Source organism: Cohnella cellulosilytica (genome assembly GCF_042431195.1).
GTDB classification, from domain to species: Bacteria; Bacillota; Bacilli; order Paenibacillales; family Paenibacillaceae; genus Cohnella; species Cohnella cellulosilytica.
This window is the reverse complement of record NZ_JBHMDN010000006.1, coordinates 114,797-128,789: the sequence shown is the minus strand read 5'-3', so window position 1 is coordinate 128,789 and position 13,993 is coordinate 114,797. Positions and strand designations below refer to the sequence as shown.

Genomic DNA, 13,993 nt, shown 5'->3' with positions numbered 1-13,993 from the left:
GTCCCCTCCAGAAGTTTGTAAACGCTTGCAACTACACTTTTAATTGTATGTCCATCGCCGCAATGGCAAAAGGAGACCGTCATGACCAACAGGTCTCCTCTCTTGACCTTATCCGGGCGATAATCGCCGCCCTGGGTCCCCCATTCGCGAAGCAAGTCCATTTTGTTGTCATTTAGGTCATGTTTAATGACCGGGCCTTTCGCGGTACTCGGTCGGCGTGAATCCGACCGTCTCCTTGAACAGCTTCATGAAATAGCGGGTGTTGCGGTAGCCCGCCCGCTCGGCGATCTCGTATACCGGATAGTCGGTATGCACCAGCAGGCGCTTGGCCTCCTGCAGGCGGAGATTCGTCAAATACGCGGTGAACGTGACTCCCGTCTCCTTCTGGAAGAGACGACTGAAGTAGGCCGGGCTCATATGCACTTCCTCGCATAGGGTCTCCATTGTCAGCTCGTCCATGTAATGAACCTGCAAATAATCCATGGCTTGGCGAATGCACAGATGAAGCGACTTGGCCCGGCGGCGCTCCTCCAACCGTTCCTCCAGCTTCCGCTTCATCGACGCGTAGGCCTCGGGCCATTCGGAGAAGGGGATCGGGCGGTCGTGGCGGACGAGAGCCTCCGCCGACAAGCCGGCGGCCAACGTCTCGACGCCCTGGCCGCCGGCGACGATCCGGCACTCTCCGTATGCGAACGCCAGCGCGCGTCCGTCCTCGTCCGCCACCGCGGCGCCTTCCTCCGCCGGCATATGCGCCAGCGCCGCCTGGAACGGCTCGTTCCAGAGCGACAGCCCTTCGCTGAGCAGCTTCAGCCTGCGCCGGTCCGCTTCTTCGTCCAGCGCCAGCTTCAGCAGGTTTACGGCAATGCCGTCCCGGCGGCTTAACGACGATCCGGCGACGCGGGCGGTTAGCGCCAGCTCCTGCTCCCGCCGTTTCAGCCAATCGTCCTTCGCCTTGTTCAGGCAGCCGAGCAGCTCCTCCTCGGAGATCGTCGCCTTGTGCACGTAGTCGCTGACGTTCAATTGAAGCGCCGTGCGAACGTATTCGAAGTCGTCGTAGCTGCTCAGAATGACGACTTCGCAAGGCCATCCGCGCTTCGCCAGCCGTTCGATCAGCTCGAACCCGCTCAGCGCCGGCATGCGAATATCGGTCAGCACGATATCGATCGGCTCGGATTCCAGCAAGGTCCAGGCTTCCTCCCCGTTGGCCGCTTCCCCCGCCACCTCGAAGCCGTGCGCTTCCCAGTCGATCAACGATTTGATGAACCGGCGGACGATCGTCTCGTCTTCAACCAGCAGCACTCTCATGCGATTCCTCCCCTTCCGTCAGGACCGGCCAGCGAACCGACACCCTCGTGCCGGCTTGCGGCCTGCTGTCCACCTCGATGTCGGCGGCTTCGCCGAACTGCCTCTTCAGCCGTTCGTACACGTTGCGAACGCCGATTTTATGATACTGTTCCCCGCCTTCCGTCTCTGCCGCCGCTTCCAGCAGCTTGGAGCTGGCCTCGGCGTCCATGCCGACGCCGTCGTCCTCCACGACCGCGACGATCTGCCCGTCGCTCTTGCTCACCGTCACCCGGATGTTCCCGCGGCGCCGCAGAGGACCGATGCCGTGAAAGACCGAGTTCTCTACGATGGGCTGCAGCAGGAAGGGAAACGTCAGATGCTCCGCCAGATCCGGATCGGCCTCCAGCCGAAAATCGAAGCTCTCGTTGCGAAGCTGCATCAGCTTGACGTACTGCGCGATCAATTCCAGCTCGTCCCGCAGCTTGATCATCTTCCGCTTGTTCTTGGCGCTGAACTTGAGCAGATGCACCAGCGAAGCGATCAGCTCGCCCAGCTTGCGATTCCCGTCCGTAACCGCCTGAATGCGCAGCGCCATCAACGTATTGTACAGGAAATGGGGATTGATGCGCGCCTGCAGGGCATCCATCTCCAGCTGCGCCTTCTGCTGCTCGCGATGGCGGTTCTCCTCCAGCAGCCCCATCATGCGCACCATCATCCGATTGAAGCGCTGCGTCAGCTCCCCGACCTCGTCCCGGTGCGCGGGCATGATTTCTCCTTGGAAATCGCCTTTCTCGATTTGCCGCATTTTGTTCTTCAGCGTCTGCAGCGGTTTGACGATGCTCGACGACAGCAGATTCGCCAGCACGACCGCGATGGCCGCCAGCACAATCGTCAGCACCATGATGAAGCTGCGAATATTTTTCGACTCCTGGAACAGTTCCTCCTTCGAGGTCAGATGAATGCTTGTCCATCCGGTAACCGGAGAGGCCGAGCTGATCTGCAGCCAGTTCGCGTCGTGAAGCCGCTCCTCCGCGCCGTTCGTGGACAGGATCGTGCGGCCGTCCTCGTCCAGGATGACGACCTGCCGGCCCCTGTCGGCAATGCCGAGAATGTTCTCGAATTCGCTGATTTTCATATTGATCGCCAGCACGCCCATCGGCTGCAGCGAATTCAGGCTTTTGATCAGCCGCGCGAACGTGACGACCTCGATCTCGCCCCGCCCTTGGTAGAAGTCGAATTCCCGCTCCACTCTCCTGCCGCCGAGCACCCATTTCCCGTTGCCCTGAACCGCCTTTTTGTACCAGTCCTCTTGGGCGTAATCGAATTCGGGCACGAAGTTCCGGTCGGGATGCGTATAATCGACAATGCCGTTATAGCCGTATACGGCGATGCCGGACAGTCCGGGGGTCAGCTTGTGGATGCCGTTGAGAAATTTCTTCACTTCGAACTCTTCCTCGATTTGCTTGGTCGTCCAGGAGACCGCCGGCACGAACGGCTGCGTCAGCCTCGACTGAATGATCGGCGATTCGACGACATTCATCGACAGCGTATCGAGATTTTTCACATATTGGGTGAACTGCTGGTTCGTCGCCTCGGACAAATATTGAAACTGCTCTCTGGCTTTGTCCTCCAGAATCGAGGCGCTCTTCAAATAGTTGAACACGGCGACCAGCGCCATCGGAATCGCCAGCAGAACAATAAACGAGACCAGAATTTTGCTTTTGATCGACTGCCATTTGCGCCAATTCACGTTCTCCCCTCCCCCGAAACCTAGAAGCGCTTTCATTTTCCTTCAAGAGGAGGCGATCGGTCAAGTGTCGGAGGGAGGGGAATAAAGGAACCCAACGTATAATTTTGACAAATCTCATGCTATAATCGAATCAAACCATACCGTACAGTTTGATTATATTTTCGGAAGAGCGCCTGCTTGGACGGGCGCGCTCACGCGCAGGAGGAGTATTCGCAATGATCAGTCCATCAAAAAGGTTTTTGTCGAAAGCCGGCAGGAGCGGCGTCGGAATCACGGTCCGCATTCGCGAGACAACGAGAGTCGCCTCTCTGCTGCTGCTCGCTTTGACGCTGTGCATGGTTGCCGTGCCCGGAAAAGCAGGCGCCGTCTCCAACGGAACGGCGGACGGCACGTACGACTTCGGCGGAACGCTGGGTCTCAACGAAGGCGGCTACCGAAAAGTCGGGGACAAGTTCAGAGTCTCCAACGGGTTCGCGCAAAGCGGCACGAGCCTTACAGCGGCCAGCCAGACGGATGCGAACCAGACCGGAAACCTGTTCATTCAGGCGGAATGGACAACGGTGAACAGAAGCTTCACGTTTAAGGATTTGGGCATTCGTTCGACTCAGAACGGCGCCGTGATGAACTTTCTTAATTTGACTTTCTACGACAAGAACGGATCGGTGATCGACACGGTCAGCAATTATGGCAGCGGTCAACCGAACAGAACGCTATCCTCGACAAGCACGCTAAGGCTGTCGAGCTGGTTAAACGGCGGAAAGCCTTTCAACTACGGCAACGTGGTGACGATCGGAATTTGGTGGTCGTTCGCGGGAGGCGTCGCGCCCGCAAAGCTTCAACTCGACAACATCACGATCGCGAATGTACAACCCGGCTCCGCGCTGACGTACAACGGCAACGGGAATACGGGCGGCAGCGGCAGCACGGTGTACTTCGCCACCGGAGCGAACGCCCAGGTTCAGGGAAGCGGAACGCTGACGAGAACGGGGTACAATTTCGCCGGGTGGAACACGGCGGCGAATGGCGCCGGGACAAGCTATGCGGCGGGGGCAACCGTGAAGATGAACGCGGATTTGACGCTGTACGCGCAGTGGACGCCGGCAACCTACTCGGTGACCTATAACGGCAACGGTTCGACAAGCGGCAGCCCGCCCGCGGACGCGGCGGCTTATTCGGTCGGCGCGACGGTCACAGTGAAGGCGGCGGGCGCGCTGGCGAGAGCCGGATACACCTTCGCCGGATGGAATACGGCCGCCAACGGCACCGGCACGAACTATGCGCCAGGCTCCGCCTTCGCGATGGGAACGTCCAACGCGACGCTGTACGCGCAGTGGACGATCAATCCGACTTACAAGGTGGTGTATAACGGCAACGGCGCGACAGGCGGAGCCGTTCCGACGGACGGCGCCAGCTATGCGGCAGGCGCGACGGTAAGCGTGCTCGGCGGCGGAACGCTGGCGAGAGCCGGATACACCTTCGCCGGATGGAATACGGCCGCCAACGGCACCGGGACGAACTATGCGGCGGGCTCCACGTTCGCGATGGGGGCGGCCAACGTGACGCTGTATGCCAAATGGACGCTCATCCCCACCTACAAGGTCGCTTATAACGGCAACGGCGCGACGGGCGGAGCCGCTCCGACGGACGGCGCCAGCTATGCGGCAGGCGCGACGGTAACGGCGCTTGGCGGCGGAACGCTGACGAGAACCGGCTATACGTTCGACGGATGGAATACGGCAGCCAACGGCACCGGAGCGAACTATGCGCCTGGCTCCGCGTTCGCGATGGGGGCGGCCAACGTAACGCTGTATGCCAAGTGGACGCTCATCCCTACCTACAAGGTCGCTTATAACGGCAACGGCGCGACAGGCGGAGCCGCTCCAACGGACGGCGCCAGCTATGCGGCAGGCGCGACGGTAACCGTGCTCGGCGGCGGAACGCTGACAAGATCAGGTTATACGTTCGGGGGCTGGAATACGGCCGCCAACGGCACAGGCACGAACTATGCGGCAAGCTTCACGTTCGCGATGGGAGCGGCCAACGTGACGCTGTATGCGATATGGACGCCTATCCCCACCTATAAGGTCATCTATAACGGCAACGGTCCCACAAGCGGCGGCGTTCCCGTCGACGGCAGCAGCTATGCGGCAGGTACGACGGCGACCGTGCTCGGGAGCGGAACGCTGGCAAGGACGGGATATGCGTTCGGAGGCTGGAATACGGCCGCCAACGGCAGCGGGACAAATTATGCGACAGGCTCCGCGTTGACGATAGGAGCGGCGAACGCAATCCTGTACGCGATGTGGGACCCGATTCCGACGTATTCGGTAACGTACGACGCGAACGGAGCGGCAGGCGCGCCCCCAACCGATGCCGTCCTTTATCCCAGCGGCGCGTCGGTTACGGTACTGCCGAACACGGATTTGGTCAATGGGACAGACAGCTTTGCGGGCTGGAACACGGAGGCCGACGGCAGCGGAACGAGCTATGCGGCCGGAACGAGCTTCGCGATGGGAGCGGCGAACGTGACGCTGTACGCGACATGGGCGCCCGGCCAGACCTATTCGGTTACGTATGCGGTCTACGGCAGCGCGGGCGGGAGCGTTCCTGTCGACGGCAACAGCTACTTTGCCGGCACGACGGTCACGGTGCTCGGACCCGAAACGTTGACGAAGGACGGATTCGTATTCGCCGACTGGAATACGCAGCAGGACGGCAGCGGGGATTCGTACGCCGAGAACGAGACTTTCCCGATGCCTGCGGAGGATCTGATCTTGTATGCGACGTGGTTGGCCGTGCCTGGCTACACCGTTGCGTATGACGGCAACGGCGCGACCGGCGGCAGCGCGCCGACGGACTCCGGCGTTTATCTGACCGGGGACCCGGCAGCCGTCGCCTCGCAAGGCGCTTTGACGAAAATCGGGGCCGCCTTTACGGGCTGGAACACGAAAGCCGACGGCAGCGGCGTCCATTACGCGGCAGGATCGACGATGAGCATGCCTCCCGCCAACGTCAGACTGTACGCGCAATGGACGCCCGCCGCCACTTACTCCGTCGTATACGACGGCAACGGCGCGACCGGCGGCGTCGCCCCGAGCGACTCCGGCGCTTACTTGTCGGGCGCGCACGTTCCGGTCCAGGATTCGGGAACGCTCGAAAGGCAGTGGTTTACGTTCGTCGGCTGGACCATCCGACAGGACGGTACGGGGCCGGTCCTCGCGCCGGGCCAGGGGTTGACGATCGCCGGCGACGATGTGACGCTGTACGCGAAATGGACGCCGGTTCCCGTATATTCCGTGACCTATGACGGCAACGGCGCGACGGGCGGCAGTCCGCTCGACGACGACGGCATTTATATGACCGGAGAAGTCGCGTCGGTATTGGGCGCCGGAACACTTGTGAACGAAGGCTTCCGATTCGACGGCTGGAATACGAAGCGCGACGGCAGCGGCACGGATTACGAAGCCGGCGAGCCGTTCATCCTTGCGGCGGCAAATGTGACGCTGTACGCGCAGTGGCTGCCGCTCTACACCGTTTCTTACAACGGCAACGGCGCAACGGGAGGAACGGCTCCGGTCGATTCTGCGGCGTATTTGAAGAACGATTGGGCGACCGTGCAGCCCCAAGGCACGCTGACGAGAACGGGGTATAACTTCGCGAGATGGTCGACGCAGCCAAGCGGAGGCGGCTCCTCGTACACGCCCGGAAACCCGCTTCAAATCGGCGACGGCGATGTCGTTCTGTATGCCCGTTGGTCCTTGATCCCCACCTACTTCGTGACGTATAACCGGAACGGCGCCACAGCCGGAGCGGAACCGACGGACGGACATGCTTACGTGGCGGGAGAATCCGTCACGCTGCTGCCGAAAGAGCCGTTGGCGTATTACGGCTATACGTTTGGGGGATGGAATACGAAAGCCGACGGAACGGGTACGCCCTATGCGGCCGGAGAGATCGTCCCGATGGGAGCCGCAGATCTGGGGCTGTATGCGCAGTGGACGAAAGACCCGACCTATACGGTCTCCTATGTCGGCAACGGCAGCACCCGCGGCAGCGTCCCGGTCGACAACAACGACTATTTGGCCGGATCGACGGCAGCGGTTGCCGGAAGAGGCACGCTGGCCAACCTCGGCAACTCGTTCGCAGGCTGGAACACCGCGGCCGACGGCTCGGGAACGCCTTATACGGCGGGGGCGGGCCTGACGATCGCCTCTGCGGACGTAACGCTGTACGCCCAATGGACGCCGTCCGATACGTACTCGATCGTTTACGACGGCAACGGCGCCACGGACGGCAACCATCCGCTGGACGGCACCGGCTACGCCGGGGGCGACATCGTGATCGTGCTCGACAACGGAACGCTTGTAAAGCCCGGCTACAGGTTCGCAGGCTGGAATGCCGCCGCGGACGGCAGCGGCGAACGTTACCTCGAGGGGGACGAGCTGGAGATTTTCGAAAATAGGACCTTATTCGCGCAATGGAGACCTCTACCGGCTTCCGACGAAACGGTCGAAGAGAAAGAACGGCAAGCGATCGTACGCGTACTTGGCATCGACGAGGCCAGCTTCGAGATTAAAGTGACAAGAACGGAGAGTCCCGACGGCAAGCAGGAGGACCGCGTCCTGCTCGATGAAGCAACGGCGGATAAGGTCGTGGAGCACGCCGCCCGACACGGCGGCCGTCTCGTCAAGCTCATCGTCGGCGATCTCCCGGACGATCCGGCCGACAAGTTGATCGTCCGCATCCCCGCAGCCTCCGCGGACAAGCTGAAAACGATGCCGCTGGCTGTCGAGACATCGTTCGCGACGCTGACGGCTTCGAAGACGACGTTGGCGGCGGCGCAGAGCCAGGATTTGCGGCTTATCTTGACGCCGATCGTCGACAAGGACGCGCGCGCGAAGACGATCGGGCGGTCCGTCGGTTCGAACGAGGTGAAGGAAGAGACGGCAGGCCACGGGGCGAGGGCGCTCGGAGATCCGCTGCATATTGATGTCGACCCTGCCGGAAAGGCGAACGCGGTGTCCATGCCGCTGGCGGCGGCGAGCGTGCCGAAGGATGCGGCGGCCATGCGCGCCTTCCTGAACTCCTTGGCGTTCTATTTCATAGGCGGGGACGGCCAAACGCGGCTGTTGGACGGCCATGTCCGCTACGGAGAAGACGGGCGGCCCGCCGCATTCGAAGCGAACCTCCCGGAAGGGAAAACCGGCACGTTAACGCTCCTGTCGCTGCAAGCCGTCAAGCTTCCGGCGTACATGACGGGCCTCCACGGAGGCCGCTTTAATCCCGACGGCCTGCTGACCAGAGCCGAGGTCGCCGTTATTCTCTATCGCTTGCTGCAGGAGGAAGGCTTCCAGCCTGCGGCGGCGGGTCCGTTCTTCCCGGACGTGACGGCGGGGCTGTGGCACGCCGAAGCGATTGCGGCGGTGAGCGGCGCGGGCATTATGCCCGGAAACGCGGAGGGCAAGTTCCAGCCTGCGGCGAAAATGTCGCGAGCGGAAATGGCGGCGATTATCGTCAGGTGGAAAGGGCTGTCCGCGCAAGGAATGAAGGCGAACTTCGCGGATGCGAAGGGCCACCCCGAAGAGCCGAGCATCGCCGCGGCGGCTGCCGCGGGCTTCATGATCGGCGATGCCGGCGGCAGCTTCCATCCGGATCGTCTGTTGACCCGGGCGGAGGCGGCCACCCTGTTTAACCGGCTGACCGGCAGAGCCGAGGCGCGCGTCTTCGCGGAGCGGAAGCTGCAATGGCAGGACGTCCCGGCCCGCCATTGGGCGCTCGACGATATCGTCAAAGCGACCGAGACGACTCTGTTAAGCCTGGATCAAATGGAGATGACTGGACTGCGGATCAGGCTTCCGGCAGATGCTCCTTCTGCGAGACGATGACGGTGCCGTCGTCCAGCCGCAGCCAGGAAGAGAACGTACGTTCCCCTTCCCGCAGTCGGATCATCCGCGCGCCGTGCGGGAAGCCGTCCTGCCCATAGGTGTTGTAGCCGGTCGCGCGTCCGTAACAGAGCCGGATGCCGTGCAGCTCTCCCCAGTAGTCGTTGATATGGTCATGACCGACGAACGTTCCCATCACGTCGCCCGCTTCGACCATCGCCGCGAACATGCCCGAGTTGACCCGCGGCGCGCACACCCGCTCCAGCTTGCTGCCGTGGCAGATTTGCTTGTCCCAGACCTCGCCGTATTCCGGCAGCGGAATATGGAAGAAAGCAAGCGCGGGCAGCGGCGCGCCCCCGTTGCGGGCGGCCAAGTCCGCCGCCGCGCCGGCATACCAGTCGATGCGGTCTCGGCGAATCCAGTCGTAGCCTTCAATACGGCCGACCGGCGAATAATCCCCGCTATCCAGAAAATACAGCGCCGCTCCCGTCCCGCCGCCGCTGCCCCGGATTTCCAGCATATAGTTGCCGAAGCCGCTTACCCCTTCCGTATGCCTTGTCACGCTGTGCTTGTGCTCCAGCAGCACGTCCAGCAGCTCCGCCCGGCTGACGCTTCCTTCCGCATCGTGGTTGCCGAACACCGCCGCCCACGGCAAGCCCCTGGACTCGGCCGCGTCCACCGCTTCCCGCAGCGATCTGCGCGGGTCCGCACATTCTCCTCCGGAGATCGCATCCCCCGTAAACACAACCAGATCGGGCCGCTCCGCCTCCAGCACGGCGTCCATGAGCGCCCTTGTGCGCCGGTCCTTCTCATCGCCGTTCTGCCAGTGCAAATCCGTAAACTGGACAATCGTAAACGTGCCGTCCTCCCGAAATCGCAATCCCTGTTCCATCCCGCTTCCCTCTTTTCCCTATCGATGTCTATCGCCCCGGCGCTCGCACCGTTTCCGGCAATCCCCGGGTCATTATTTTAACGCTGACAACAGGCTTGGGGTCGCCCGTAAATTTGCAGCTGAACGAAATCGTCTGTCCTCCGCTCCGAACGACGGGCCCGTCCGCCGGGGCGCGAACGGTGCGGAGCAGGTTCCAGTCGCGGTCGTAGATTCGGCCGAACCGGTCTCCGTCGCAGACGAGGTACTCATTGGCCGCCACCTCCGTGTCGAAGATCAGGCAGGCGCTGCCGATATAGAAGGTCGGCCGTCGCACCGCGGCGTCCTCGCTGCCGTACGACGGGATTACGCGCAGGCAGAGCCTCAGCGGTTGTTCGGCATGCCGGTTATAATACGCCCAATCCGCCCCGCCCGGCTGACCGGGCTGCAGCTCGGAAGGGCTGCAGACGAACGGCTTGGAGAGCTCGACCGGATACAGCGTCCACTCTCCTTCGTCCGCAGGCTCCAGATGCCAGTCGCTCTTCGGATCGCGCAGCCTCTCCCGCTGTTCCGGCGTGAACGCGCCCGCCAGTCGCGCCGATTCCCAGCAGCGCACAGCCCCGAGCAGCCTCTCCCTGTTCCCGATGCGTTCCAGAACGGGCATATCGGCCACCAGTGCAAAGCCCGCCCGATACCCCGCCGCCTTCGACAGCACCCATTCGATCTCGTCCGGCGCCGTCGCCTCGAAGCGATCGGACGCGGTGCGAATCAGAAACCAGCCGAGCATCGGCGGAATGAAGTTCCGGGCGAAATATCGCTGGTTGGCGAGCCGCCATTCCAGTTGGCCCTCGCGCGTCGCCGCGCCCCACGGTTCGCCCCAGTTAAACCGCGTGAAGATGTGCCACAGGTAATTCGGCACGACGATGCTGGCGTCGTTGATCACTTCTTCGCCCCAGCCGTCGTAACACCTGCGCACGAACCGGCTCACGCCGTAATCGTCCTGTCCGGTCGCGTACAGGCCCTCCAGGCCGTCGAACGAGATTTGCTTGACGCCGGTCGCGCGGAACAGCTCGGCGATGCGCGCGCTGTACTCGTCCTGCAGCTCGAAGCTCGGAAACAGCACATCGTAAGGATGATCCCACAGCCGACTGATTTCCGTCCCCGGCTCGTGTGCGGAAGCCGTCGTGCCGTTCGCTCCGCGTTTCACGTTGAGCAGCTTCCACGGGGCGCCGTCCGTCACGGCGTCGTACTCGATCAGCTCGCTGCCGATTCGCGCCGTTTGCCGGAACAGCCGGACCGTAAACGGGCCGGGATCGTCCACCTCGAGGTCCCCCGCAGTCTCCTCCATCCTCGAAACCAGGCGCGACGCGCCGACCGTCTGCAGCCGTTCGTCGGGGACCGGCGCGACATACGGGTCGTTTAGCGTCGTAAAGTTCGACAAGGTATGCAGGCCGACGCGTACACCCTCGCCCTCCGCCAGCCTGACGCAATCGCGCAGACCGTCGTCCCCGTTCGGAAAGCTTCTTTCCTTGAGCGCGAAATGGCCCCATTGCCCGAACGGATCGGGATGATAGACGTACTTCAGGCCGGCTTCCTTCGTATAGCGAACCGCGTCGGCCATCGTCGCTTCGGTAAAATCGGTAATGAAATACGACTGGTTCGCGCCCGGCGATTTCTTGCCCCAGACGCCTTCGAACAGCGGATGCGGCAGCCCTTCCCCAAGCTCGATCGCTTCGATCGTGTCCAGTGCTTCTCCCGCCGGACAGCCGAACAAAGCGATTCTCGTGCCGACGATGCCCGCGTCGTCTCCGCCGATCGGCGCTACCGGAACATCCGGCAAATTCCATACCGTTCGCCGGGCCGCCTTCGACCGGTTCCGCGCGAACGCTTGCAGCAGGCTGCCTCCGTCAAGCGGCCATGCGGTGCAAGCCGCATAGGGGAATTTCATGTCCGACGGCGAATGTCCGCCGCCATTCGGATCGGGCCGGTCGTTCGCGCGCTCCGCCTCCGCCGGATCAAACGGCGATACAAGCTCAATCGGCCAACCGCCGACCGTTTTCATATTGAGCGACTGCAGGCCGATCGCAAAGTCTCCGTCGTGCACGACGCCGACCGATTCTCCGACCGAATCCGCAACGGAGGTCGCGTACGGCCCCCACACGAGCGCGTCCGCATCCGCGCCGACGATGCGCGTCGCTTCGAATGCGGCATAACGCAAAGCGCTCGTATAGACGACCTCTACCCGCGCGCCGCTATCCGCGAACGCGAACGTCAGCGTTCCCGTTCCGCCGTCATAGCTCGCCGATGAAGGCGCCTCCGCCTTCCCTTCGACAACGATGCGGATGAAGGGCGATTCGCATCGGGCGGCGGCGTACTCCCTGCCGTTCTCCGAACGGTTCAGACCGACGAGCTTCCCCGCAGAATCGAGAACAATCCTCAGGCTTCCCGCCGACAAGTTGATCATGGCGTTCATGCTCCCTACAGCTTCTCGAGCCAAATATTGCCGAACCCGTCGTTGCCCGGCTCGCAATAAAGCTCCAGCTCCAGCCGAATGCGCTGGCCCAATCCCGTAATATTGATTCTGTATCGATCCTCGACCCGCGACACGAATTGCGGATAGGAAGCGTCGTTCAGCAGCAGGCGCACGCTCTCGGCGCGAACGCCGCTTGCCCCGCCGTCGGCGTTGTCGAAATACAGCGCATACTGCCCCGCGTCGTCGATCAGATCCCCGATGTCGTACGTCTCCGTGCTCTTGCGGTCTTTTTTGTAGATGAACAGCTCCGGACCCCATTCGCCTACTTTTTTGCGCTCCGATTGAATATTCGGACTGAATACGGTGGCCGCCCCGGTGTAATACGCCGCCAAGCTCGCGATTCGCGGCTCGTCGGCCGCCTTCAGCACGTTGAGCCGCAGCTTGTGCAGCGTCGCCTCGGCGATTCGCTCAATTCTCTTGTGTCCGACCGCCGTGCCGCTGCACAGCTTCAGCCAGCGCTCTCCGTCGAAGCCGAGCACTTCATAGGAGCGAATGCGCTCGCCGTAACGAATGTCCTCGCGGATGACGATATGGTCGATTTTCGTCGGCCCGCCCAGATCCATGTCCAACGTATGGCCGGAGCCGCCGGTCTCGCCCAGCGCATGGGCGAATCTTTGGCGCACCTCGTCCCCGAACTCCTTCGCGCGCCGCGCATCCGGCTCCGGGATTCGGCCGGACGGATCGGGGTTGGCGTTAAGAAGAAGAACGGCGCCGTTGCCGACCGATCTGTAGTACAGCTCCATTAGATGGTCGAGGCTTTTGACCGTGCTTTCGTTCTTCGTGTTCCAGAACCAGGTATTGCGAATGCGCGCGTCGCACTCCATCGGCATCCAGATTTCTCCGTTCGGATCGCTGTGCTGAATCGTGCCCTGCCCTCTGGCCGCGTCGGAATCGGCTCTTACCGCGCTCCAGGCCGGATAGGTGGCGATCCCTTCCTCGTTGCCGACCCAGCGGATGGAGGCGTGCTTGCTCTGGAAATACACCGCGTTCGGAACGTATCGCTCCAAGAGATCGCCGACCTCGATTTCTTGGCCGCCGTCGAACCATACCTCGAATATTTCGCCGTAGCGGCTCAGCACCTCCTCCAATTGGGTCCGGTATATCTTATTGTACTTCTCCTGCGCCTCCGGCGTCTCGCATCGGCCCGCAAGCTGCGCTCCGTTGTAGATGTCCTGGGGGCTCAAATAGATGCCAAGCTTGAGCCCCCGCTTCCGGCAGGATTCGGAGAGATCGCGCAGCACGTCGCCCTTGCCGTCCCTCCAGGGCGTATTCTTGACGCCGTACTCGCACGTATCCGTCTGCCACATGCAGAAGCCGCCGACGTGCTTGGCGACCATCACGATATATTTCGCGCCCAGCGACTCGGCCACGGAAGCCCACTGTTCGGTGTCCAGCTCCGACGGATTGATCCGATCCAGCGGCGTCGACAGATCGTCGTACTCCTGATCCTGATAGACGTTGGGCGCCCAGTGGATAAACATGCCGATCTCGGTATTGTGCCACTCCACCTGCTGAGGGGTAGGGACTGCCAGCTTAACGGTCATTTCATCAAACCTTCTCTCTTGGCTCGTAGTAGATAGTAGATAGGCGGGAGAAAAAAAGATCGGGCGGCGAGACGGCGTACGCGGAATCCAATGGACGAGAAGCCCATCGCATTCTCCGCAGCTCCGTTTGGC

6 protein-coding genes are annotated in these 13,993 nt (G+C 62.2%); 1 reads left to right on the top strand and 5 read right to left on the bottom strand.

The window, feature by feature from the left end:
* Positions 1–183 precede the first annotated feature (183 nt).
* On the bottom strand, positions 184–1,305 hold the full coding sequence (locus ACFFT4_RS02830) for a response regulator transcription factor (protein ID WP_378044902.1): 1,122 nt from the start codon (positions 1,303–1,305) through the stop codon (positions 184–186).
* The gene (locus ACFFT4_RS02825; RefSeq protein ID WP_378044901.1) at positions 1,286–3,034 is read right to left on the bottom strand and encodes a sensor histidine kinase; all 1,749 of its coding nucleotides are present in this window, start codon (positions 3,032–3,034) and stop codon (positions 1,286–1,288) included. The genes ACFFT4_RS02830 and ACFFT4_RS02825 overlap by 20 nt, the downstream gene beginning before the upstream one ends.
* A gap of 215 nt (positions 3,035–3,249) precedes the next feature.
* Here ACFFT4_RS02825 and ACFFT4_RS02820 point away from each other — a divergent pair, with 215 nt between their 5' ends.
* The gene (locus ACFFT4_RS02820; protein ID WP_378044900.1) at positions 3,250–8,919 is read left to right on the top strand and encodes an InlB B-repeat-containing protein; all 5,670 of its coding nucleotides are present in this window, start codon (positions 3,250–3,252) and stop codon (positions 8,917–8,919) included.
* Here ACFFT4_RS02820 and ACFFT4_RS02815 read toward each other — a convergent pair.
* Genes ACFFT4_RS02815 through ACFFT4_RS02805 form a run of 3 tightly spaced genes read right to left on the bottom strand, consistent with a single transcriptional unit; the run spans position 8,882 to position 13,861 of the window.
* Positions 8,882–9,808 (bottom strand): metallophosphoesterase family protein, encoded by a 927-nt coding sequence (locus ACFFT4_RS02815; protein ID WP_378044898.1) that lies wholly within the window; start codon positions 9,806–9,808, stop codon positions 8,882–8,884. The two genes, ACFFT4_RS02820 and ACFFT4_RS02815, sit on opposite strands and share 38 nt — an antisense overlap.
* A gap of 28 nt (positions 9,809–9,836) precedes the next feature.
* Positions 9,837–12,248 (bottom strand): hypothetical protein, encoded by a 2,412-nt coding sequence (locus ACFFT4_RS02810; RefSeq protein WP_378044896.1) that lies wholly within the window; start codon positions 12,246–12,248, stop codon positions 9,837–9,839.
* Between the two features lie 14 nt (positions 12,249–12,262).
* Entirely contained in the window at positions 12,263–13,861 is a 1,599-nt protein-coding gene (locus ACFFT4_RS02805; protein ID WP_378044895.1) for an alpha-L-fucosidase, read from the bottom strand.
* Positions 13,862–13,993: the final 132 nt, after the last annotated feature.

Bases quoted from the DNA above. Each gene is read 5' to 3' on its own strand.
- ACFFT4_RS02810 (WP_378044896.1), bottom strand. From the start codon at position 12,248: ATGATCAACTTGTCGGCGGGAAGCCTGAGGATTGTTCTCGATTCTGCG.
- ACFFT4_RS02815 (WP_378044898.1), bottom strand. From the start codon at position 9,808: ATGGAACAGGGATTGCGATTTCGGGAGGACGGCACGTTTACGATTGTC.
- ACFFT4_RS02820 (WP_378044900.1), top strand. From the start codon at position 3,250: ATGATCAGTCCATCAAAAAGGTTTTTGTCGAAAGCCGGCAGGAGCGGC.
- ACFFT4_RS02830 (WP_378044902.1), bottom strand. From the start codon at position 1,305: ATGAGAGTGCTGCTGGTTGAAGACGAGACGATCGTCCGCCGGTTCATC.
- ACFFT4_RS02805 (WP_378044895.1), bottom strand. From the start codon at position 13,861: ATGACCGTTAAGCTGGCAGTCCCTACCCCTCAGCAGGTGGAGTGGCAC.